The 20,461-nt window shown below is 40.4% G+C and carries 15 protein-coding genes; 5 read left to right on the plus strand and 10 right to left on the minus strand.

The features are described 5' to 3' along the window. Positions 1 to 51 precede the first annotated feature (51 nt). Both CHB62_RS06215 and CHB62_RS06220 read left to right on the plus strand, forming a co-directional pair. Positions 52 to 1,608: a hypothetical protein gene (locus CHB62_RS06215; RefSeq protein ID WP_089366135.1), complete on the plus strand. Its 1,557-nt coding sequence runs from the start codon at positions 52 to 54 to the stop codon at positions 1,606 to 1,608. 494 nt (positions 1,609 to 2,102) lie between these two features. Then, positions 2,103 to 2,558, plus strand: a complete 456-nt coding sequence (locus tag CHB62_RS06220) for an HU family DNA-binding protein (RefSeq protein ID WP_089366136.1) — start codon at positions 2,103 to 2,105, stop codon at positions 2,556 to 2,558. Between the two features lie 1,046 nt (positions 2,559 to 3,604). Here the strand turns inward: CHB62_RS06220 and CHB62_RS06225 are convergent. Then, positions 3,605 to 4,237 carry a cation diffusion facilitator family transporter gene (locus tag CHB62_RS06225; RefSeq protein ID WP_089366137.1) on the minus strand — a complete coding sequence of 211 codons (633 nt, stop codon included), beginning with the start codon at positions 4,235 to 4,237 and terminating at the stop codon, positions 3,605 to 3,607. Positions 4,238 to 4,307: 70 nt separating this feature from the next. Continuing rightward, entirely contained in the window at positions 4,308 to 5,102 is a 795-nt protein-coding gene (locus CHB62_RS06230) for a Cof-type HAD-IIB family hydrolase (RefSeq protein WP_089366138.1), read from the minus strand. Between the two features lie 134 nt (positions 5,103 to 5,236). Here CHB62_RS06230 and trmB point away from each other — a divergent pair, with 134 nt between their 5' ends. Next, complete coding sequence (gene trmB / locus CHB62_RS06235; RefSeq protein WP_089366139.1) at positions 5,237 to 6,034, plus strand: tRNA (guanosine(46)-N7)-methyltransferase TrmB; 798 nt, start codon at positions 5,237 to 5,239, stop codon at positions 6,032 to 6,034. Positions 6,035 to 6,810: 776 nt separating this feature from the next. Here trmB and CHB62_RS06240 read toward each other — a convergent pair. The 8 genes from CHB62_RS06240 to gcvT form a co-directional block, all read right to left on the minus strand. After that, on the minus strand, positions 6,811 to 7,521 hold the full coding sequence (locus tag CHB62_RS06240; RefSeq protein WP_089366140.1) for a LytR/AlgR family response regulator transcription factor: 711 nt from the start codon (positions 7,519 to 7,521) through the stop codon (positions 6,811 to 6,813). Then, positions 7,496 to 8,569: a sensor histidine kinase gene (locus tag CHB62_RS06245; RefSeq protein ID WP_089366141.1), complete on the minus strand. Its 1,074-nt coding sequence runs from the start codon at positions 8,567 to 8,569 to the stop codon at positions 7,496 to 7,498. The genes CHB62_RS06240 and CHB62_RS06245 overlap by 26 nt, the downstream gene beginning before the upstream one ends. Before the next feature lie 255 nt (positions 8,570 to 8,824). Continuing rightward, a complete protein-coding gene (locus tag CHB62_RS06250; RefSeq protein ID WP_009010620.1) occupies positions 8,825 to 9,430 on the minus strand; it encodes a riboflavin synthase in 606 nt (201 codons plus the stop codon). Between the two features lie 1,603 nt (positions 9,431 to 11,033). Next, the gene (gene lpdA, locus CHB62_RS06255) at positions 11,034 to 12,398 is read right to left on the minus strand and encodes a dihydrolipoyl dehydrogenase (RefSeq protein WP_089366142.1); all 1,365 of its coding nucleotides are present in this window, start codon (positions 12,396 to 12,398) and stop codon (positions 11,034 to 11,036) included. 331 nt (positions 12,399 to 12,729) lie between these two features. Further along, a complete protein-coding gene (gene gcvPB / locus CHB62_RS06260; protein WP_089366143.1) occupies positions 12,730 to 14,220 on the minus strand; it encodes an aminomethyl-transferring glycine dehydrogenase subunit GcvPB in 1,491 nt (496 codons plus the stop codon). Positions 14,221 to 14,251: 31 nt separating this feature from the next. Then, positions 14,252 to 15,562, minus strand: coding sequence for an aminomethyl-transferring glycine dehydrogenase subunit GcvPA (gene gcvPA, locus CHB62_RS06265; RefSeq protein ID WP_089366144.1), 1,311 nt, complete (start codon positions 15,560 to 15,562; stop codon positions 14,252 to 14,254). A gap of 129 nt (positions 15,563 to 15,691) precedes the next feature. After that, entirely contained in the window at positions 15,692 to 16,072 is a 381-nt protein-coding gene (gcvH, locus tag CHB62_RS06270; protein ID WP_089366145.1) for a glycine cleavage system protein GcvH, read from the minus strand. Between the two features lie 138 nt (positions 16,073 to 16,210). Continuing rightward, complete coding sequence (gcvT, locus tag CHB62_RS06275) at positions 16,211 to 17,296, minus strand: glycine cleavage system aminomethyltransferase GcvT (RefSeq protein WP_089366146.1); 1,086 nt, start codon at positions 17,294 to 17,296, stop codon at positions 16,211 to 16,213. A gap of 248 nt (positions 17,297 to 17,544) precedes the next feature. Between gcvT and CHB62_RS06280 the strand changes: the two genes are divergently transcribed. Both CHB62_RS06280 and CHB62_RS06285 read left to right on the plus strand, forming a co-directional pair. Continuing rightward, positions 17,545 to 18,630 carry a 4Fe-4S binding protein gene (locus CHB62_RS06280; protein WP_089366147.1) on the plus strand — a complete coding sequence of 362 codons (1,086 nt, stop codon included), beginning with the start codon at positions 17,545 to 17,547 and terminating at the stop codon, positions 18,628 to 18,630. A gap of 182 nt (positions 18,631 to 18,812) precedes the next feature. Then, positions 18,813 to 20,162 carry a YihY/virulence factor BrkB family protein gene (locus CHB62_RS06285; RefSeq protein ID WP_089366148.1) on the plus strand — a complete coding sequence of 450 codons (1,350 nt, stop codon included), beginning with the start codon at positions 18,813 to 18,815 and terminating at the stop codon, positions 20,160 to 20,162. Positions 20,163 to 20,461: the final 299 nt, after the last annotated feature.

Here is a 20,461-nt window from a genome sequence, read left to right on the forward strand (position 1 = left end):
TCCAGCATGGAAAGACTAACAGAAAGTAATAAACTAAAAGAACAACGAAAAATGAAGAAAACAATGAAACAGCATTCATTCGCATCACGTTTAAATTCTTTGGCACTCGTATTTGGTATCACCTTGGCTTTTGCTTCTTGTGCCAATGAAGAAATAGCGCAGAACTCAAATGGCAAAGATTACGATGTAAGCCTAACAACTTTCTCAACAGGCGACCCAGCAACCCGTACATCTATGGAAAGCAATGGTACGTTCTATTGGGAATCTGGCGATAAGATTTGGGTTAAAGATGATAATGGTGCATGGCAGCAAAGCAGCAATGCTCCAACAGAAAAGACAGCCTACTTTAAGTTTAAAGTGCCTGGCAAGTTTACTAAAGACAACACCTATAAGGTTTATTATCCTGGTAAGAATGGTAATCAAGATCAAGTCTCAATCGTTGCTAACCAGAGTCAAGCAGAGCCAAACACTACAGCTCATTTTGGTACAGCAGGCGATTGTGGTATGGCAGATGCTGCATGGTCAAATGCAAAGAATGGTTTTGCTTTTACACTCGACCATAAGGCAGCTTACCTTCTCTTCTTGCCACGTACCAGCAACACAATTTTACAGGGCTGCTACTTGACTAAGGTAGAGGTTAATTCTGACAACGACATTACCAGTACTTACACACTCAACCCAACAACAGGCGAACTAACGGGCACAGGGACAGGCAAACAGATTATCGTTTCAACAGGTGGTAGCGGAACTTACGCTAATGGCTTTCCTTTAAGCGCAGCTACCAACGGTGCATACGTCGTAATAAAGCCAGGTACGCACATACTCAAGATCCGTTATTGGCTGAAGGACGTTGCAACTGGTATAGAGGGAACTATAACGAAGACATTACCATCAGCTACCTACGACCAAAATAAGTATTACAATATCACTGCTAACCTTGACGTACGTGTTTACGATGGCGACCATTATTATATGTGGGACGCACAGGAACAGTACTGGAAGGGGCACGAATGGAGCCTTGGTGGTAGCCAGCCAACACTCAGCCAAGGTCTTACAGGCGCAACAACCTCAAATGATTACGCTAAGAGTAACGCAGACTCACGTTACTACAACGAATCATTTACTTACGGTGCAGATAATAAAGCTACCCACACATCATGTAAAGACCTTCCCAACGTTAACGAGATGACATGGTACGTCGCAAAGGGCGAACCACGTTGGGACGCAGACGAATTATGGACAACAATGGGTCGCTTATATAAAGGTGGCATGTGGTTTAAGAAGAAAGCAAATATAAGCGGATACAATCCTAACACCGCAGTAGACGGAAACGATTGGCGAACAGATATAGTATCAGGAAACATCGGGTCTATCTCTTATACTCTTCCTTCCGCAGCCGATGCTGGTAATTACTTCTATCTGCCCGCCTTGGGTGCCTACGTCTCTGGTCAGCTGCACAATGTTGGCAACGTTGGCCGATATTGGTTGTCGAGTGCTCCTACGCGCTACAGAAACAATGCGTACATCCTGTACTTCGGAAGTGGTATCCTCTTCGTGGGCGCAACCGACCGCACCACCGGGTTATGGGCGGAGGCGTTATTCGAGTAGTCCTTGCGATTGCTTTTTGCAGGTATCGCCCTCTAAAAGGCGATACCTTAAGCACCGCTGTAAGGCGTTCGACGAAAAAGGACCTCTGCCCAACTTTCCTCGAAGGGAGGGAGTGCCTAACGGACAAGGCTTCTGCTAAATGCGTATTCCGTCGCTGCGCTCACCGTATCTGCGTGTTGGCGGATGCGTATTTAGCTACTCGTAGATACGCATTGCGCAGCTGTTAGATGCGTATCTAACAGCAGCGCTCACCGCATTCAGCAGCAGCGCTCACCGTATCTAACGGCATGTAGATACGCATTGTGCAGCAAGGGAATACGTATTTAGCAGGAGAAGGATGCAGAAAGGAGGAAAGAAGAGACGATGAAAGGCAGGAAACAAACCAAGAAAATAGAATGGGGCAGCATGAAGATGCATGAAGAAAGCTGCAGAGGTGTGCTGTCCTACGCTATGATAAACAACAATAGTATTAATAAATTAAAGTCGAAAGAATCATGAAAATTCGTTTAGTACCAAAGAAAAATCCGCAGAAGCGGGAGGAAGTAAAGTTTTATGCTAACCCAGTTAACCTTGGGCATAAGTCGCTCGACGACATTGCACGTGACATTGCGGGGCGTTCGTCCTTGACTCGTGGTGATGTGTCGAACGTGTTGTATAACTTTATTGATTGTCTGCCCCATTATCTCCGTGATGGTTTCAGCATTCAGTTGGGCGAGTTTGGCTCGATGCGTGTCACACTGTCGAGCAAAGGAGCCGAGAAGGAAGAGGATTTTAAGACTGCAACCATTAAGCCTCGTGTTGTCTTCACGCCAGGCGGAGAATTGAAGCGAGAACTTGCCGCAAACTCCTACGAGTCGGTGAGGAAGAAAGAGGAAGCAGACAAGGATAAGAAAAAGGAGGATAAGAAAAAGAACGGAGGAGGAAGTGGCCCAGTAGCAGGCCAAGGATAGTAAAGGATATTGGCCTAATGGGCCTAATAGGGCTAATAAGGCCTAATAGGGCCAATAGGGCCAATAAGGCTAATAAGGCTAATGAGCCTAATAAGGCCAATATTCAAGAAAGAAAAAAGTTCGGTTTTAATAATACTGAATTGATTAATTTAGTTTTAATTATGTTTCCAGCGGGAAGGCATTGATGTGATATCAATGACGATACATCGGTAATTTAATTTTCGTTTCTTGCCCCTGTCACCATGGTTGGTGTCATGGGGCAAGTTTTTTTGGTGGTAGCTCGTTGGGAATTTTATCTCTCACCGATTTTCACAGATGAACAGAAGTCTTTCTGCGAACAGGGAGAGCCCACAAACGCCGGCAAGCGACGATAGATAACACAGAGCCTTTCTGCTAATCATCAACACCTAACAATTAACACCCAACACCCAGCAATAGCTGAAATGCTCTGTGTTATCGGTTGACTTAATGTCTCTGTGCCCCCTGTTATTCTGTTCTTCTGTGCAACTCTGTGAGAGAAAGAATACAAGGGGCTCGTTGGGAGTTTTATTTCTCACAGATTTTCACAGATGAACAGAAGCCTTTCTGCTCACAGGGAGAACCCACAAACGCCAGCAAGCGGCGACAGATATCACAGAGCCTTTCTGCTAATTTTGGTTATATCGTTCTGTGTTATCGGTTGACTTAATGTCTCTGTGTGCCTTTGTGAAGTCTGTTCTTCTGTGTAGTTCTGTGAGAGAAAAAGGAGAACATGAGAGAGAGCGGCCCCTCCCCCAACCCCTTCCCTGCGGGGGAGGGGTTGGGGGAGGGGCCGCTTCCTTTAACGTTAGCTGAAATGCTCTGTGTTATCGGTTGACTTAATGTCTCTGTGTACCTTTGTAAAATCTGTTCTTCTGTGTAACTCTGTGAGAAAAAGAAGACTCTTCAGATGTTTTGAGTGATAAGGGCATCCCTTTCCGTATTTCTGTATGCTTTATAATATAGGAGCTTTAACAAATAACCCCATATTTCGGGAAAACCTTTCTTTCCTACAGAAAAAGGAAGAGTTATGCCTTTGTGAGCGACCTCCCCGTATCCCACAGTAGTCTTTTAGCCCAGCGAAGAACGACCAACGCACTTATTACTGCTACTGCCGAGTCTATCCATGTTATATGCCAAAACATAGCGCAGAGTATTCCTATGATAGCTCCAATCTCTGTTAACGCATCTGAGAGGACATGGAGATAAGCTGCATGACTGTTGTAATCCGTTGTACCGTCGTGACCATGAAGTACAGAAGCACTAATCGTATTTGCCACTAAGCCTATGCCAGCTGTGATAAGTGCAAGTTCATAGTTGAGAATCTCCCTCTCAGCAGTGAATCGTTCTACTGCTTCTACGATTATAAAGATAGCCATAAGAATCAATAGAATACCACTTGTAAAAGCCGATAGGTTCAGTATTTTCTCTGTGTCATAATGAGTTGTTCCCTTGTTCTTCAATCTTCGTACGAGTATGTAAGCGGCCCAGTTAAGTCCGATAACCAATACGTGTGACCCCATGTGTACACCATCTGCGAAGAGTGCCATAGAATGGGAAGATAGTCCCACGATTACTTCAGCAATCATTACACAGAAGGCAAAGATTACCACAAAGGCTGTACGCTTCTCTTGTGAAGAACGTTCTATGTTATTTGACATTACTTTCTTTATTTCCTATGTTTAGAATTTGTTTACATCAATACTGACGTCTGAATGTTATAAGCTTTGTTTATGAATTATTGATGACACCAAAATGAGTAAAGGCATTGCGTATTCCATCATTGTCAACACTTGTTGTTATATAATCAGCCACAGCCTTTACGCTGTCATTCGCATTTCCCATTGCTACTCCGATACCTGCTGTTTGTAGGATACTGATGTCGTTCCCACCATCACCGAAGGCAATACATTCTTCCAAACTCAGTCCAAGATGCTTTGCCATTTGCCTTAAAGCATTCCCCTTGTCAGCTCCTTGTAAGGTTATGTCAGTAAAACTTGGATGCCAACGTGCTGATGTGCAATGTGGCATGAAAGGTAAAATACCTTTCTCTTCTTCCTCACTGAAGAAAGGGGTAAGTTGTAAGACTGGTTGATAGAGAAGCGGTTCTACAGGTTTCTGAATGTCTATATTATTCACATTCAAGTCTTGGACGAATACCTCATCAAAGATGCGTTTATGATTGTAAAGCGCCACATTAGTTCTACCACATACCAAAACAGAATAGTCACGTCGACTTGCATCGTCAAGCATAGCTCTCACCTCGTTTTCTGGGATGGGCATAAGCGTAATGTCCTTGTCGCCAACGAAAGTCCTTGCCCCATTGAAAGTGATATATCCGTCGATGAGATGACGAATAGAGTCGATATTATTTATAATCGCTACAGGGCGACCTGTAGAAATGAATATCTTCACACCTTGTTCCTTTGCTTGTTTGATAGCCTGTATTGTGGAGGCTGGAATCTGATGCGATTGGAAGGATACTAATGTTCCGTCTATATCGAAGAATGCTGCTTTTATAGCCATGATGAATCTATTTTGGTGTACAAAGATACAAAAATATCTTGTAATGAGATAAAATAATGGTTATACAGTCAGTCTAAATAAATTAAATCCTACTCCTTACAGCCTGTTCCTTATTTTTGTTGTACCTTTGCACTATGAGTAAAGGTAAGTTACAGAAATTTGCAGAAATGGAAACGTTTAAGAACGTTTTCCAATACCCTTATAGCGTTGTCAGTGAAGTTCCGTTTGAGATGCGGGGACATTGGCGAGAGCAGTATTTCCATAATGACAACCCGATTGTCCTCGAATTAGGATGTGGTAAAGGTGAATATACTGTTGGATTAGCACGTGTCTATCCAAATATTAATTTCATCGGTGTTGATATTAAAGGTGCTCGTATTTATACGGGAGCAAAGCAGGCTTTGAATGAAGGATTGGATAATGTAGCCTTTCTACGTACAAGTATCGAAATTATCGACCGCTTTTTCAGTGAAGATGAAGTGCAGGAGATATGGCTTACTTTCTCAGATCCACAGATGAAGAATGTAAATAAGCGTCTTACTTCTACTTTCTTCATGAATCGTTATCGTCGGTTCTTGGTTGATGGCGGGTTGGTCCATCTGAAGACAGATTCTAATTTCCTTTTTACATACACCACATACATGGTCAATGTGAACAAACTACCTGTCTTATATCGTACGGAAGATTTGTATAACAATGAATTAGGTGAAAAGGGTGTGACTGATTCTCAGATGGACGAGAAGACACGTGAGATTCTTGGTATTCATACTTATTATGAGAATCAATGGATTGAGCGTGGATTGAATATTAAGTATATGAAATTCCAGCTACCGAGAGAAGGAGAACTGGTAGAACCAGATGTTGAAATAGAACTTGACGATTATCGCTCGTTTAAGCGTACGAAACGTAGTAGCTTATCTACGAGTAAATAATAAGAAGGTTTCCTTTTGACTACCAATGGCGTCTTGTCCTACATGCCTTAGGAGCTGATGATATTTCTTGGTATATGTTTATTTTCCATGTTTTATCAATGTCAGGACATGCAGAGTAAAGAGTGATAAATCTTTCTGAAACAAGATAGAAACGATACTCTATATAACAAGAAAAGTTTAAATTCATTTTGCTGTCATATTTAACATTTCGCTTATTTACTCTGTAAACGAGATAGTTATGAGCCTATGAATGATGACAGATATGACAGCAAAATTATTTTTAAGAATTTTGTCGGTTAGTGATAAAACACTTATTCAGGTGTAGAATAATTGTTTTTCATAAGGGATAAAAGATATAATCCCTAATCTTTTTTCTTTTGTATATTACCTCTCGTGTGTTTTCTTTAGTGGACAAGTTTCCTGCTAACAAACTATATCTTGTTTGTCTGTCGTAGAACTCTTTTTTGCAGAATATATTCTAATTTCAGCTTAATCATTTGTCACAAAAGAATTGACCTTTTCGTAGATGATATTCGGGGGAAATGACATTGTGTAAAAGGGTGGGGGAATGTGCGATCTTAAAATCTTCTTCAAGAAATTGGTGTGTAATAAGAGGTTACTTTTACGCAATGGACTTACTTTGAGTAAACATTAATAGCCTCTTGCATACAGTTGATTATGGGATCAATAAACTAAAAGACACCAACTCCTATCTGTGCTGAAGCAGTAGATTGAAGCTGATGTCTTTTATATGTATAAAAGTTTTTAGATTAAACTTATAATGTGTGTCCGTCAAGATAATCTTGAAGGATTGTCTTATAGCTATCAGAGATTGGTAGAATAGCATCACCGATAACAATACGGAAACGGTCGATTCCATCAATCTTCTTCATGTGCACGATATAAGAACGATGAATGCGCATAAACTCTGGCTTAGGGAGTGACTCCTCTATCTTCTTCATGTTCATCAGTGTCATGATAGGCTTATGGTCATTATTAAGATAAATCTTAACATAATCTTTTACTCCTTCTATATAGAGAATGTCATCAAACATAATCTTAACCAGCTTATATTCGCTCTTTACAAATATAAAGCGGTCTGTCGAGGCGTTCTCTGCCTGATGTGTAGTCTGGAACCAATCCAATGCTCTGTTAGACGCATCTAAGAAATCATCATAGCTGATAGGCTTCATCAGATAGTCTATAGCATTTGCTTTGTAACCATCAATCGCATACTGACTAAATGCAGTTGTGAAAATAATCTTAGTTTCCTTAGGTAGAATCTTAGCAAATTCAAGTCCACTAAGTTCAGGCATCTGAATATCTAAGAATATGAGGTCAACCCTATTCTCACGGATGGCTTTTACGCCTTCTACAGCACTATTGAAAACGCCAATAAGGTTTAGGAATAGTGTTTTCTTTGCATAGCTCGCAAGCAAATCCGCTGCTAAAGGTTCGTCGTCAATGATTATACAGTTTAGTGTCATAAATGATTATTTTTGTTGAATATATTTTTCTGTTACTATCATATCCTTTTTCCCATTTGTATTTACCCGGATAGGCAAGTTCAAGGCGTCGTTCTACTTGTTTTAGACCTATTCCGTGGCCGTTTCTTTCGGCTTCTTCCTTAGGGTAATTACTGTTTTCTATAGAGAAAACAATCTTTTCATTATTTGCATCTAACCTTATATGGATAAAGTTCTTGTGCTCTGGACTAATTCCATGTTTAAAGGCATTCTCCAAGAGTGAGATAAATATCATCGGAGCAACATGTATGTTACAGTTAGAAGGAATGTTACACTGACGTTTAATCTCCACATTCTCTGGTATACGTATCATCATTAAATCAACGTAGTTGTGTAAGAACTCTACCTCTTCTTTTAAGCATACGTATGGTTGTTGATTGTCGTAGAGAATATGCCTTAACATCTTTGATAGGTCTATAATCGCCTTTTGTGCCTTTTCGGTGTCAAAGGCTGTTAGCGCATAGATATTATTCATTGTGTTAAGCAAGAAATGAGGATTGACTTGTTGACGTAGGTTTACCAACTCGGCTTTTGTCATTGCGGTCTCTGCCTCACGCTTCTCCTTTTCAGCTTTCGACCATCTTTGTGCCATCTGTATTGAGGTGGCAACACCAGCACAGATGCTTAAATTGAAGATGTTACGGATGATGAAGAACAAGTGTGGGTATAATTCCTTGTTTTCTACATATATCTGATATGGATAACTCAGTAAGTCTTGCTCGCTTGAGGTATAGTACAACAATCCATGTTGCATGACAGACAAGGATACAATGAGTAGAGTATTAATTATCCAAAATTCCTTTTTACGTCCTTTCAGTAAGATGGGGGCAAGTACAAAGTAGTTGATATATGCGACAACCATCATGGATAGTGGGATTATATATAATGAAAGGTCGTTCTGCCAAGATGTATGTCCACTCGGTGCATACAAGATGGGGATGAGGAAAAGTGGAACCCAAATAATTATTTGGCCCCAAAAGCTTTTGAATATGTTTATTTGTTTCCTCATTTACTACCTTTGTTTGTCTATATAATCTATATCTGCAAACAAAGGTAATAAAACTTTTTGTAAAATAAAATGTATTGATAGATTATATGAGAAATATTTACATTAACCTATGATAATGTATATACAAAAGCCCACTAATTAACTTATTTTTTGTAATCTAACTACCCTAAAAGACACTTAATAGCTCCTCTTCTATATTAGTTTTTCATCTTTTAGGGTAGTCTAATCGTATTCTAATAAAAATGTTTACAATACCTATTGTGATAAACGGTTTAATCTTGCAATATATTTGCCGAGTATATCGAACTCAATGTTTACGATTGACCCAATAGAAATGTCTGCAAAATTTGTGTTTTCACGTGTGTAAGGGATGATTGCAACCTTAAAGCTATCTTCTGTTGGTTCACAAACGGTGAGTGAAACACCATTCACTGTAACCGAGCCTTTGTCTACTGTAAAATAGCCACGTTGTGCCATCTCTCGTTTGTAAGGATATTTAAAGGTGAAATAGGTGCTTCCGTCTGCATCTTCCATGTTGATACATTCGGCTGTCTGGTCTACATGACCTTGTACGATGTGCCCGTCTAATCTGCCATTCATAATCATAGAACGCTCTATGTTTACACGATCTCCCACCTTAAGCAATCCTAAGTTCGAACGTTCAAGAGTCTCTTTCATTGCGGTAACCGTATAAGTGTCGTCTTGAAAACGGACTACCGTGAGGCACACGCCATTGTGAGCAATACTTTGATCAATCTTCAATTCTTTCGTAAACGAACATTTGAAAGTGAAGTGGATATTCTCTTGTTCATGTTCAATTCCTGTAAGAATTGCCATTTCTTCTACTATTCCTGAGAACATAGCTAAAGTTTTTTTTATTTCCTGTAAGATGTTTGTAAACCCGTATATACGTATTATTTGAAGGTTTTTATTGATTCACAGGCTCCTTATAGGAAATTAAGTTGTACATATATCTTTACTTTGAAAATTGAAAAAGGTGAGGTACCACTTTGGAACCCCACCTCAATCCCTCTTCTTATCAGAAATGGGAAATAGAAAAGTCGTATCGACGATGTGATGAAAAGTCCGAGTATCAATGATAAGAGAGCTCCTCGTCTTTGTAATCCACTGGCCTTGCGGCTTAGTCGCTAAGATGCGTTTTATGTGGCCCGCCATTAACAAAAGAAGTCATCTCGGGTTTTCTAATTTATTTGATGACTATCCCGATCGAATCGATACGACTAAGTCTGTATCCTTTCTGCCTGCAAAGTTAGTATAAAGATTTTTATCTTCCAAACATTTTATACTTAAAAGTAATTACTTTATTGATAGCAAATCACAGTCGTTTATACCGATGATGATCTCTGTCATGAGCGGAGAATTGTTAGATAATAGAACGGATTGAACACCATAATGATGCTTTTAGTCTTTCTTGTTTATTGTTTGTTTGATACTAACTGTTTGATTATTATTTCTTTATATTTAGTTGTTTCTTGTACGGTTTACGCTTCTGATATTGAAAGTGGTGTACGAGTTTTGTCTTATGTTTGCGCCTGTTCTTGTGTGGTTTTCGTTTCTGATATTAGAAGAGGTTGTTCCGTTATATGTGATGTAATAGCTTATAAATGTAAAAAAGGATAGTAATTCCTTTACTTTTCCACTGATGGTTTCACTATTCACTCAACTTGTTCTTTCTCTTTCTCTTTCCTCGCAAGGGTAATTTGATTAGTGAGGTTTGTCCTTTAAAAGCTGCCTTACTCCTCTATCCGAACTGACGGCCGCTGATTGGAAGGGTGTGATGAAGATTGGAGTAGTATGCGAGGTTAGCCCTATAAAACTTTTGGTAAATGGGCAATTAACGCTAACCAGGGAGACTGAATTTGTAGAGATTTTTCGGTAATCACTCTCTTCTTATTTCGGAAAGGGGCTGGAGACGATGATAGAAGAGGCCTTTCTCTGTTCAAGAATATGCCCTTCTTGCATATAGAAGACGCCCTTCTTGAGGCAAGAAGGGCGTCTTCTTTAACGCTGTATGTAAAGCATTGAATATCTGTAGATTATATTTTTCCTTATAGAGGATGTTTTATCCGTATTTTGAGATGGTTTAGAATGATACTGTGTAAAGGTATTTTACTGCTATAATGATTCCTACAAAGTGTGGAGTAGTTACCAAAATTATCATGTGAAGAGGTTGACGAAAGTAGTAGGATACTTTCGTCTCACACAGTGAAATATTACATTTTGCACACGTGTAGAGCCACAGACAAGTACCCTCAACCCCTCTCTGAGTCAATGAGCATTAATCGAAGAGGAGTAAGGATGGGGAAAGTGGCTACTAAGTTACCCCTATAAGATGCTGATAAAAGGTTAATACTAACCATACAGCTCCTCTTATAGGGGTTAGCTCATTAGTTATAAGATTGTCGGAAATATCTGAACTATTGCTTGAAAGTCCCGATGAACCTTAAATAAGTGCATCTTGAAGAATCTCACCTAATGTAGGATGAATGTGAATGATGTCACGTATCTGTTCCAACTTAGCGTTACAATTCATCAATGCCGCAACCTCCTGAATAAGATCAGCAGAGTGTGCACCAAAGCAATGAGCCCCGAGAATAGTACCGTCTTCAGCAAAGAGAATCTTTATCATACCTTCAGTCTCTTCCATACTTAGGGCTTTTCCATTAGCTCGATAGAAACCCTTCCGAGTTGTGTATGCAATCTCTTCGCCTTTGCATTGGTCTTCAGTCTTACCGACACAAGCTGCTTCTGGATAGGTGAAGATAGCGGATGGCATTATGTCAAGGCGGATATCATCTTTCTTCTTAAGTATATGATTGACTGCTCGGAACCCTTGGAATGTTGCCGCATGAGCTAACATTTGACGTGCATTAACGTCACCAATGGCATAGATTCCTTTTATATTGGTCTCCATATTGTCGTTTACAACAACAGCTCTACCATTTGTTTCTATCCCAGTTGACTCAAGACCAATATTGTCGATATTAGCTTGTCTACCCGTAGCAATCAATACAAGGTCGGTTTCTACGCTTGTCTCTTTCCCCTTCTTATCAAATATTACGGTTGTATGGGCTTGCTCATTTTCTGAAGGAGGTACAATCTTCTTAACTGCACTTTGCATATAGAAGGTTACACCTCTCTTCTCTAATATCTTTCTCAAGCGCTTTGCAATGTCGCTATCAATAGGGGGGAGACATTCCTTCATGAACTCTATGACAGTAACCTCACTACCAAAAGCAGAGAAGGCTGACGCAAACTCCATTCCTATCACGCCTGCTCCTATGATGGTAAGACGCTTAGGAAGCTTTGGAATAGAGAGTAGTTCGGTGGAGGTAACAATGTTCTGTGCTGTTTCATCTTGTTTCAAGAAGTCTTCCTCAGTCATGAAAGGTGGCATCTTTGAGCGTGAACCAGTAGCAATGATGATATACTCGGCCTCTATCTGTTCGCTATTCACTTCGACAACATGGTCAGATACAAAGCGAGCTTCCCCTTTTATGAATGTTATACCAGGTTGACTCAGTAAGGCCTCTACGCCATCTCGGAGCTGACCCATAACTCCCTCTTTTCTCTCCATGACTTTTGTGAAATCTAGTGGGGGAGGTGTGTTGTAAAGCGAAGACCCAATGAGATGTATTTCAGCGTCATGTGCAAGACACTTTGTTGGTATACAACCTGAGTTAAGGCATGTTCCACCAGGTTGTCCTTTCTCGATAATCGTTACTTCCAGACCGTTTTGTGCAGCATAGGAAGCGGTCCGGTAACCGCCAGGTCCCGAACCGATTATTAATAGATTTGTCTTTTTCATATTCAGTCTCTATTATAGAGTTAGAGTGTTTAATGTATAGTTTTATGTTTACTGTTGGCTGATAACACTTTAATAAGGATATCTTTTCGCATGTTAGTCTTCGGTAGTAGTTCCATTTTTCTACTAACATCTTACTTCCGCTATGTACTTATCTTACATGGTGTTAAGTCTACATTCCTGTCGTGTTTGCTATACGCAACACACATGCAGAATGTGAGCACATCGCTTGAAGATAGTTGAGCGGGCCACTATTAGTATAATATAATAAGGTGGCTAATGCCGATATCGACTAACATCTGCGAGATTTATTTACCAAACAGTACTCCTATTTCTATACACTCTCTTCTGTGTCGTTGATAAGCTGACGATAAGTAAGGATAGGATGCTTGGCAGCAAGCACATCATCCACACGTCCGATAGGAGTGTTGTAAGGTGCTCCTTTAACCAACTCTGGGTTTTCACGAGCCTCTTTAGCAATGATATGCATCACTTCGATAAATCCATCAATCGTGTCTTTGCTCTCTGTTTCGGTAGGCTCAATCATCATAGCCTCATGGAACAGAAGTGGGAAATAGATTGTTGGGGCATGATAACCATAGTCGAGCAAGCGTTTAGCTACATCCATTGTCGTAACCCCTGTACTCTTGTCCTTTAAGCCATCGAATACAAACTCATGCTTACAAAGTGTGTCAATAGGAAGTTCGTAATCATCCTTTAGACATTCCTTGATATAGTTAGCACTCAGTGTTGCAAACGGTCCCACCTCTTTTATATGCTTCTTACCAAGTGTGAGGATATATGTATAGGCACGGAGGATAACAAGGAAATTACCGAGATAACCACTGATACGGATGTTTGCTGTTGAGAACTCTTCTGTATTCTCTGAGTCTTCAATGACAAATCCGTCCTTTGTCTTGCTTACATGTGGCTTTGGAAGGAATGGTATCAGTTTCTCACAAACACCAACAGGGCCTGCGCCTGGTCCACCACCACCATGAGGGGTAGAGAATGTCTTATGGAGATTGAGGTGGATAACATCAAAGCCCATGTCTCCTGGGCGTGCTGCTCCTAACAGTGGGTTGAGGTTAGCACCATCATAGTAGAGTAAACCACCACACTCATGAATGAGCTTAGCAATCTCAGGAATATCTTTCTCGAATAGTCCTAACGTGTTAGGATTGGTCATCATCATTCCTGCAATGTCGTCACCTAAGAGTGGTCTTAAGTCGTTTACGTCAACAAGACCATCCGATGTACTCTTTACCTCTACTATTTCTAATCCACAAACAGCGGCTGATGCGGGGTTAGTTCCGTGTGCAGAGTCAGGTACAATAACTTTTGTACGTTTCTTGTCACCACGCTGCTGATGATAAGAAGCAATGAGCATCAAACCCGTAAGTTCGCCATGTGCACCAGCGTATGGGTTGAGTGTGACGTCAGCCATACCTGTGATAGAAGCAAGTGCACGCTGGATATTATACTCCACTTCCAATGCTCCTTGCACTGTTTCAATAGGTTGATGAGGGTGCAAGTCAGTGAATGATGCCATAGATGCGACCTCTTCGTTAATGACAGGATTATATTTCATTGTGCAAGAGCCCAATGGATAGAATCCATTGTCTACACCAAAGTTGTTTTCGCTATGGTTGGTATAATGACGCACAACGGTCATTTCGTCACATTCTGGTAGCTCAGCATCCTTCTCTCTCTTGCAGAAATCGGGTAGAGTATGATGTCCAAATTGATTTTCTGGGAGGCTGTAAGCACGTCTTCCTGAGTGTGATAACTCAAAAATCAGATTGCCATATAGTTTATTGTTCATTGTTGTTTAGATTTAGAAAGACATGGTGTTACTATAATAATCCGACGAGTGTGTCAATCTCCTCTTTAGTTCGTTTCTCTGTAACGGCAATAAGGAGTTTGTCATCATCAACCTTTATTCCTGGGAGAATACCCTGCTGTATAGCCTTATTGAAGAACTTGTCGCGGTCTTCAACGTGCACAAGGAACTCGTTAAAGAAAGGCTTGTCGTAAACAAGTTTAACTCTTTTAGAATTAAGGAGTTGCTCGCAAAGATAATGAGCAGCATCGTAACTTATCTGCGCTGCCTCTTTCAAGCCTTCTTTTCCCATTATGCTCATGTAGATAGTAGCATAAAGAGCCATCAAGCTCTGGTTAGAACAGATGTTGGAAGTAGCCTTCTGTCGACGGATATGCTGCTCACGTGCTTGCAAAGTAAGGGCAAATACGCGTTGACCACGACTATCCACTGTCTTACCAACGATACGTCCTGGGAGTTTACGCATAAGCTTTTCTGTTGAACACATATAACCTGCGTAAGGTCCACCAAAGCCCATTGGCAATCCAAGACTTTGAATATCACCGACAGCAATGTCCGCATTCCACTCCTTTGGAGTCTTTAGTAAGGCGAGGTCGGCAGTAACACTATTAATGATGAATAGTGCTTTCTTATCATGACAGGTGTCTGCAAAGCCCGTGAAATCTTCAATGATTCCATATCGATTAGGCTGCTGTACGATGACACCAGCTACACCTCCTTCTTGCATCCTTGCCTCTAAGTCGGCATGTGATGTTACACCATCAACGGCCTTGATGGCTTCCAGTTTGATGCCATGGAAGTGTGCGTATGTTTTTAATACACCAATGATATCTTTGCACAACGTTTCAGAATAGAGCACTGTATCAGCTTTTTTCGCATTGTCAAAAGCCACCATCATAGCCTCAGCAGTGGCAGTAGTGCCTTCATACATGGATGCATTGGCAATGTCCATACCTGTAAGTTCTGCCATCATACTTTGGAACTCAAATATATAATGGAGTGTGCCTTGTGATATTTCAGCTTGATAAGGTGTATATGAAGTTAAGAACTCAGAGCGACTTAGAAGGTGATTGATAACGCTTGGAGCGTAATGGTCGTACACTCCACCACCTGCAAAGCAAGTCAGTTTATTGTTCTTTTGACCGAGTTTCTCGAAGAACTTGCGTATTTCTAACTCGCTCATCGTGTCAGGGAGGTCATAGTCTCCCTTAAAACGGATACTCTCTGGTACCTCTGCATAAAGCTCATTAAGGTTCTTTATGCCGACACGTTCAAGCATCTGTTGGATATCCTCACTTGTATGAGGTAAGAATTTATGGATCATTTGTTTAGGACTGATTAGGTTAGTGTAGGCTGTTATATTAAGGAGGTGAGCGTTTATAAGTGAGGATAGGCTGTTCTTCTCTTCAGCTATTCTGTACCTATAAACGCCCACGTAGGGTGTTATAGGACTTTACTCAGCGCAGAACTCCTCGTATGCCTTTGCATCCATAAGGTTCTTAAGTTCGGCTGTGTCTGAGAGTTCAACCTTTATGATCCAGTTTTCGTAAGCGTCTTTATTCAGCAAACCTGGCTCATCCTCCAAGTTCTCATTTACTTCAATGACCTTACCAGAAACAGGGGCTTTGAGGTCGGAAGCGGCCTTCACGCTTTCAATAGCACCGAAATCATCGTCTATTTCAATGTCGTCATCAACATCAGGCATATCCACATAGACAACATTACCTAATGCGTGCTGTGCATAATCGGTAATTCCAATATAGCCAATGTTACCTACTACTTTAACAAATTCGTGTGACTCAGAATAATAGAGTCCTTCAATTACTTTTGCCATAATATGTATGTTTATGATTGTTTATTAGTTATCTTATATATGCGGGACGGATTATATTGATATTATGTATAGTCATTCTTTTTTATAAAGACTATTCAATTTCAATATAATCCTCCCATTATTGTTTCTTATCAGACCTTATTTCTTATAGTGATTGTCGTAGAATTTCTTCTTAACGACCGTTCCTGGGAATGTCTTCTTGCGTATTTGGATGTCAACTCTATCACCCATTTGAATGGACTCATCGACTAATGCAACAGCACAACTCTTATCTGTAGAGATAAGACGATAGCCTGTAGTCACTTCACCGACTTCTACACCATCCTTAAGAACCTTGTATCCGTGGCGAGGAATAGCATTTTCGTCTAATTCAATACCACGAAGACGCTGACGGACTCCCTCTTTCTTCTGTTTCAAGAGAGCTTCCTTGCCGATGAACTCATCCTTGTCAAATTTTACAAACATAGATAGTCCAGCCATGACAGGGGTTATCTTGTCAGAAAGTTCATTTCCATAAAGAGGCATACCCACCTCGAAACGCAATGTATCTCGGCAGCCCAGACCGCATGGTTTAACGCCAGCTTCCATCAGCTTGTCCCATACCTTAACGATATACTCAGGTGTTCCATAGATTTCAAAACCATCTTCACCTGTGTAGCCTGTACGAGATACGATAACGTCAACGCCATCTTGCTTTAAGCACTTAACCTCATAGAACTTCAGATCTTTACAGTCAAGACCGAGCACCTCCTCTAACATCTTCTCAGCCTCAGGACCTTGAACGGCTAATTGACCGTATGCTTCACTCTTGTTCTCAATGGTAACATTGAAGCCTTCAGCGTTTTGTTCAATCCATGCTACGTCTTTGTCGATGTTTGAAGCATTGATGGTCATCAAGAAAAGCTGGTCGGCAAGTTTACAAATACAGGTATCATCTACTACACCACCATCTGGATAGCATATCATACCATAGAGTACTTTCCCTGCAGCAAGTCCGTTCACATCGTTTGTAAAGATGTGATTAATGAACTTATCAGCGTCGGGACCACTTACAACCACCTCTCCCATGTGAGAGACATCGAACACTCCACAATGTTCTCTAACGGCATTATGCTCATCAATAATCCCTGTGTATTGAATGGGCATATCGAATCCAGCGAATGGAGTAATTAGTGCGCCTAATGCAACGTGTTTGTCATAAAGGCAAGTTCTTTTGTTTGTCATATTGTTTAGGTTTTAAGTTCTGTTCTTTTTTTGTAACCTATATGTATATTTACAATAGGTTGGCTTTAAAAATTAAGTTCGGTTGCAAAAATAAAGAAAAGTGATGATGTTACAAAATAAAATCGCAAGAAATGATGTTAATAAACTTAAAGTTAGGAATTGGTTGACTTTGTGAGTTGTATAATTAATGGTTTCCAATATTTATTAGTACTTTTGTATCTCATCAAGATAGTAAAGGGATTAGTTAGATGAAGAAGTTACAACAGATATTATTACTTATTGCATGCTTATTAGTTGTTGCTGTTGCTGCTGTACAAAGGGATAGTAAACTATTAGGAAATAGTGTGTTTAGCAATGGAAAGAAGGTCACAAAAGCTCGTGTAGATACGCTCCGTACGTTGGATGATGGGACGGTAGTTATTAATACGACTTACTTAGCTAAGGATGTGAAAGGCTTTGGCGGTGCAGTACCTTTAGATATTTACATAAAGAAAGGTAGGATAGTAAAGGTGGAAGCCTTACCCAATTCAGAAACTCCCGACTTCTTTCATGAGGCGAGTGCCTTATTGACTCGTTGGAACGGTAAGACCACTGAGCAAGCATTAGCTATGAAGGTAGATGGTGTGACGGGTGCTACATTCAGCTCAAAGGGCATCATTGGGAATATGAAGGCGGGTCTACAGTATGCTGCGAATAACGTGAAAGAAACGTCTTTACTCGATAAGTTAGATTTACGAACGAAAACTCTTGTAGGGCTTGTCGTGCTTCTCATGGCAGCTATTATTCCTTTGTTTATTAAGTCTAAGCGTTATCGTGTGTTCCAACTCCTACTGAATTTCGTTGTCTTAGGCCTTTGGTGTGGTACATTTCTTTCGTGGTCTGTCCTTGTTGGGTTCATGTCAGGCGGTGTCAACATGTGGGTTTCACTAATTCCCATCATCATGTTGATTACCGCATTCATCTATCCACTATTTGGTAAGAAGAATTATTACTGTACGAACATTTGTCCTTTGGGATCCATACAAGATTTAGCTGGAATGGCTAATCATACTAAATGGAAGATGAGTAAGCGAACGGTACAATACTTAGAACTTTTCCGTAAGATTCTCTTTTGGCTTCTAATGCTTTTGATGCTCACGGGTGTATGGTCTGAATGGATGAACTATGAGCTTTTCATAGCTTTCATTTTCAAGTCTGCTTCTTGGGTGATTATTCTTTTGGCCATCGTCTTTGTGCTACTTTCTATCTTTGTTCCACGCCCTTATTGTCGCTTTGTTTGTCCAATGGGAAGCCTCTTTAAGTTGTCGTCAACAAAGATTACAAAATGGTTGTAAACGGTGTTTTTATAGGTAAAGCAGATGTGAGAATATTGTTGAATACTTGAATATAGCTTAGTCCACATTATATATATAGATGTATGTGTTTGTTTACTTAGATCTATCTTTTGGTGAGTATTCAACTTATTTTTATTAAGTTTGCACAATAACTCCTATACTTTACTATAAAAAGAACAATTATGAAGGTCGATATCAACCGTATAAAATACTTCTTAACAGTAGGTCTCTTCTTGAAGAGGAAGCATAGCTCGAAGCGAAAGGACATTGCCATCAGAGAGTTACAGAAGTTCTATCTTGCTGTGAAATTCTTTTTTGAACGCAACCACGCAGCTTCTGCAACAGAGCTATCGTTCTCCACGATTATGGCAATCGTACCTATAGCGTCCATGATTTTCGCTATTGCGAATGGTTTTGGCTTTGGACAATTCCTTGAAAAACAGTTTCGTGAGATGCTGTCGGCCCAACCAGAGGCCGCTACTTGGCTACTTAAGCTTACGCAATCATACCTTATCCATGCTAAAACAGGCATTTTTATTGGAATAGGTTTGGTGATTATGCTTTATAGCGTATTCTCTTTGATACGAACAGTAGAAGGTGCTTTCGATAGTGTATGGCAAGTTAAGGGCACTCGTCCCCTTAGTAGGGTGATTATAGACTATACTGCCATGATGTTTCTTGTACCCATAAGTATCATCATATTATCTGGCTTGAGTATCTATTTCTATAGTTTTGTAGAGAACTTAAACCATCTTCGTTTCCTTGGGACCATTGCGAGCTTCTCACTTCGCTATCTTGTGCCGTGGATTATACTTACGCTTATGTTCATTGTACTTTATGTTTTCATGCCTAATGCGAAGGTTAAGATAACGAAAACAATTGGTCCTGCGATGATGGCGAGCTTAGCTATGCTCTGTCTACAAGCTGTTTATATCCATGGACAGATATTTCTTACCAGTTACAATGCCATTTATGGTTCGTTTGCTGCACTCCCGTTGTTTATGTTATGGATACTTGTGTCATGGTATATCTGCCTTTTTTGTGCCGAGCTTAGCTATATCAATCAGAATTTAGAGTACTATGAGTGTCAGATTGATACGGAGGATATATGTCATAACGACTTTATGGTGATGTGTGCAACGGTATTAAGCCATATCTGTCAGCGCTTTGCAAAAGGTGAGAAACCGCATACAGCTTTGCAGATAAAGGATGCAACGGATATTCCGGTACGTATCACGGTGGAGATACTTTACAAGTTAATGCAGGTAGACCTTGTTTCTGAAAACGTTTCTCCCACTTCTGATGAGGTCACTTACACGCCCACTTACGACACAACTAACATTACTGTTGGCGAGATGATAGCTCGTTTGGAGTCAGCTCCTGAGTCGTCGAGGTTGGGTCTTTTAGGCTTCTCTCCTCAAAGGATATGGAACCATGATATATATAATAAGGTGGGGAGTGTGCGTGTAGCTTATCTAAATGAACTGAAATCAATCAATATTAAGGAGCTGATAAGCAATGTTGAAGAGTAATCCCCGCAGTATGTTATGATGGGTGTTAGGTGTTGAATGTTAGGTGTTAATGGCTTGTTTAGCTGGGTGTTGGGTGTTGAATGTTAGGTGTTAATGGCTTGTTTAGCTGGGTGTTGGGTGTTGAATGTTAGGTGTTAATGGCTTGTTTAGCTGGGTGTTGGGTGTTGAATGTTAGGTGTTAATGGCTTGTTTAGCTGGGTGTTGGGTGTTGAATGTTAGGTGTTAATGGCTTGTTTAGCTGGGTGTTGGGTGTTGAATGTTAGGTGTTAATGGCTTGTTTAGCTGGGTGTTAGGTGTTA

The organism is Prevotella jejuni, from assembly GCF_900187995.1.
GTDB classification, from domain to species: domain Bacteria; phylum Bacteroidota; class Bacteroidia; order Bacteroidales; family Bacteroidaceae; genus Prevotella; species Prevotella jejuni.

Excerpts from the sequence above, each read along its gene's own strand:
- CHB62_RS06215 (WP_089366135.1), top strand. The coding sequence starts at position 52 with ATGAAGAAAACAATGAAACAGCATTCATTCGCATCACGTTTAAATTCT.
- CHB62_RS06220 (WP_089366136.1), top strand. The coding sequence starts at position 2,103 with ATGAAAATTCGTTTAGTACCAAAGAAAAATCCGCAGAAGCGGGAGGAA.
- CHB62_RS06225 (WP_089366137.1), bottom strand. The coding sequence starts at position 4,237 with ATGTCAAATAACATAGAACGTTCTTCACAAGAGAAGCGTACAGCCTTT.
- CHB62_RS06230 (WP_089366138.1), bottom strand. The coding sequence starts at position 5,102 with ATGGCTATAAAAGCAGCATTCTTCGATATAGACGGAACATTAGTATCC.
- trmB (WP_089366139.1), top strand. The coding sequence starts at position 5,237 with ATGAGTAAAGGTAAGTTACAGAAATTTGCAGAAATGGAAACGTTTAAG.
- CHB62_RS06240 (WP_089366140.1), bottom strand. The coding sequence starts at position 7,521 with ATGACACTAAACTGTATAATCATTGACGACGAACCTTTAGCAGCGGAT.
- CHB62_RS06245 (WP_089366141.1), bottom strand. The coding sequence starts at position 8,569 with ATGAGGAAACAAATAAACATATTCAAAAGCTTTTGGGGCCAAATAATT.
- CHB62_RS06250 (WP_009010620.1), bottom strand. The coding sequence starts at position 9,430 with ATGTTCTCAGGAATAGTAGAAGAAATGGCAATTCTTACAGGAATTGAA.
- lpdA (WP_089366142.1), bottom strand. The coding sequence starts at position 12,398 with ATGAAAAAGACAAATCTATTAATAATCGGTTCGGGACCTGGCGGTTAC.
- gcvPB (WP_089366143.1), bottom strand. The coding sequence starts at position 14,220 with ATGAACAATAAACTATATGGCAATCTGATTTTTGAGTTATCACACTCA.
- gcvPA (WP_089366144.1), bottom strand. The coding sequence starts at position 15,562 with ATGATCCATAAATTCTTACCTCATACAAGTGAGGATATCCAACAGATG.
- gcvH (WP_089366145.1), bottom strand. The coding sequence starts at position 16,072 with ATGGCAAAAGTAATTGAAGGACTCTATTATTCTGAGTCACACGAATTT.
- gcvT (WP_089366146.1), bottom strand. The coding sequence starts at position 17,296 with ATGACAAACAAAAGAACTTGCCTTTATGACAAACACGTTGCATTAGGC.
- CHB62_RS06280 (WP_089366147.1), top strand. The coding sequence starts at position 17,545 with ATGAAGAAGTTACAACAGATATTATTACTTATTGCATGCTTATTAGTT.
- CHB62_RS06285 (WP_089366148.1), top strand. The coding sequence starts at position 18,813 with ATGAAGGTCGATATCAACCGTATAAAATACTTCTTAACAGTAGGTCTC.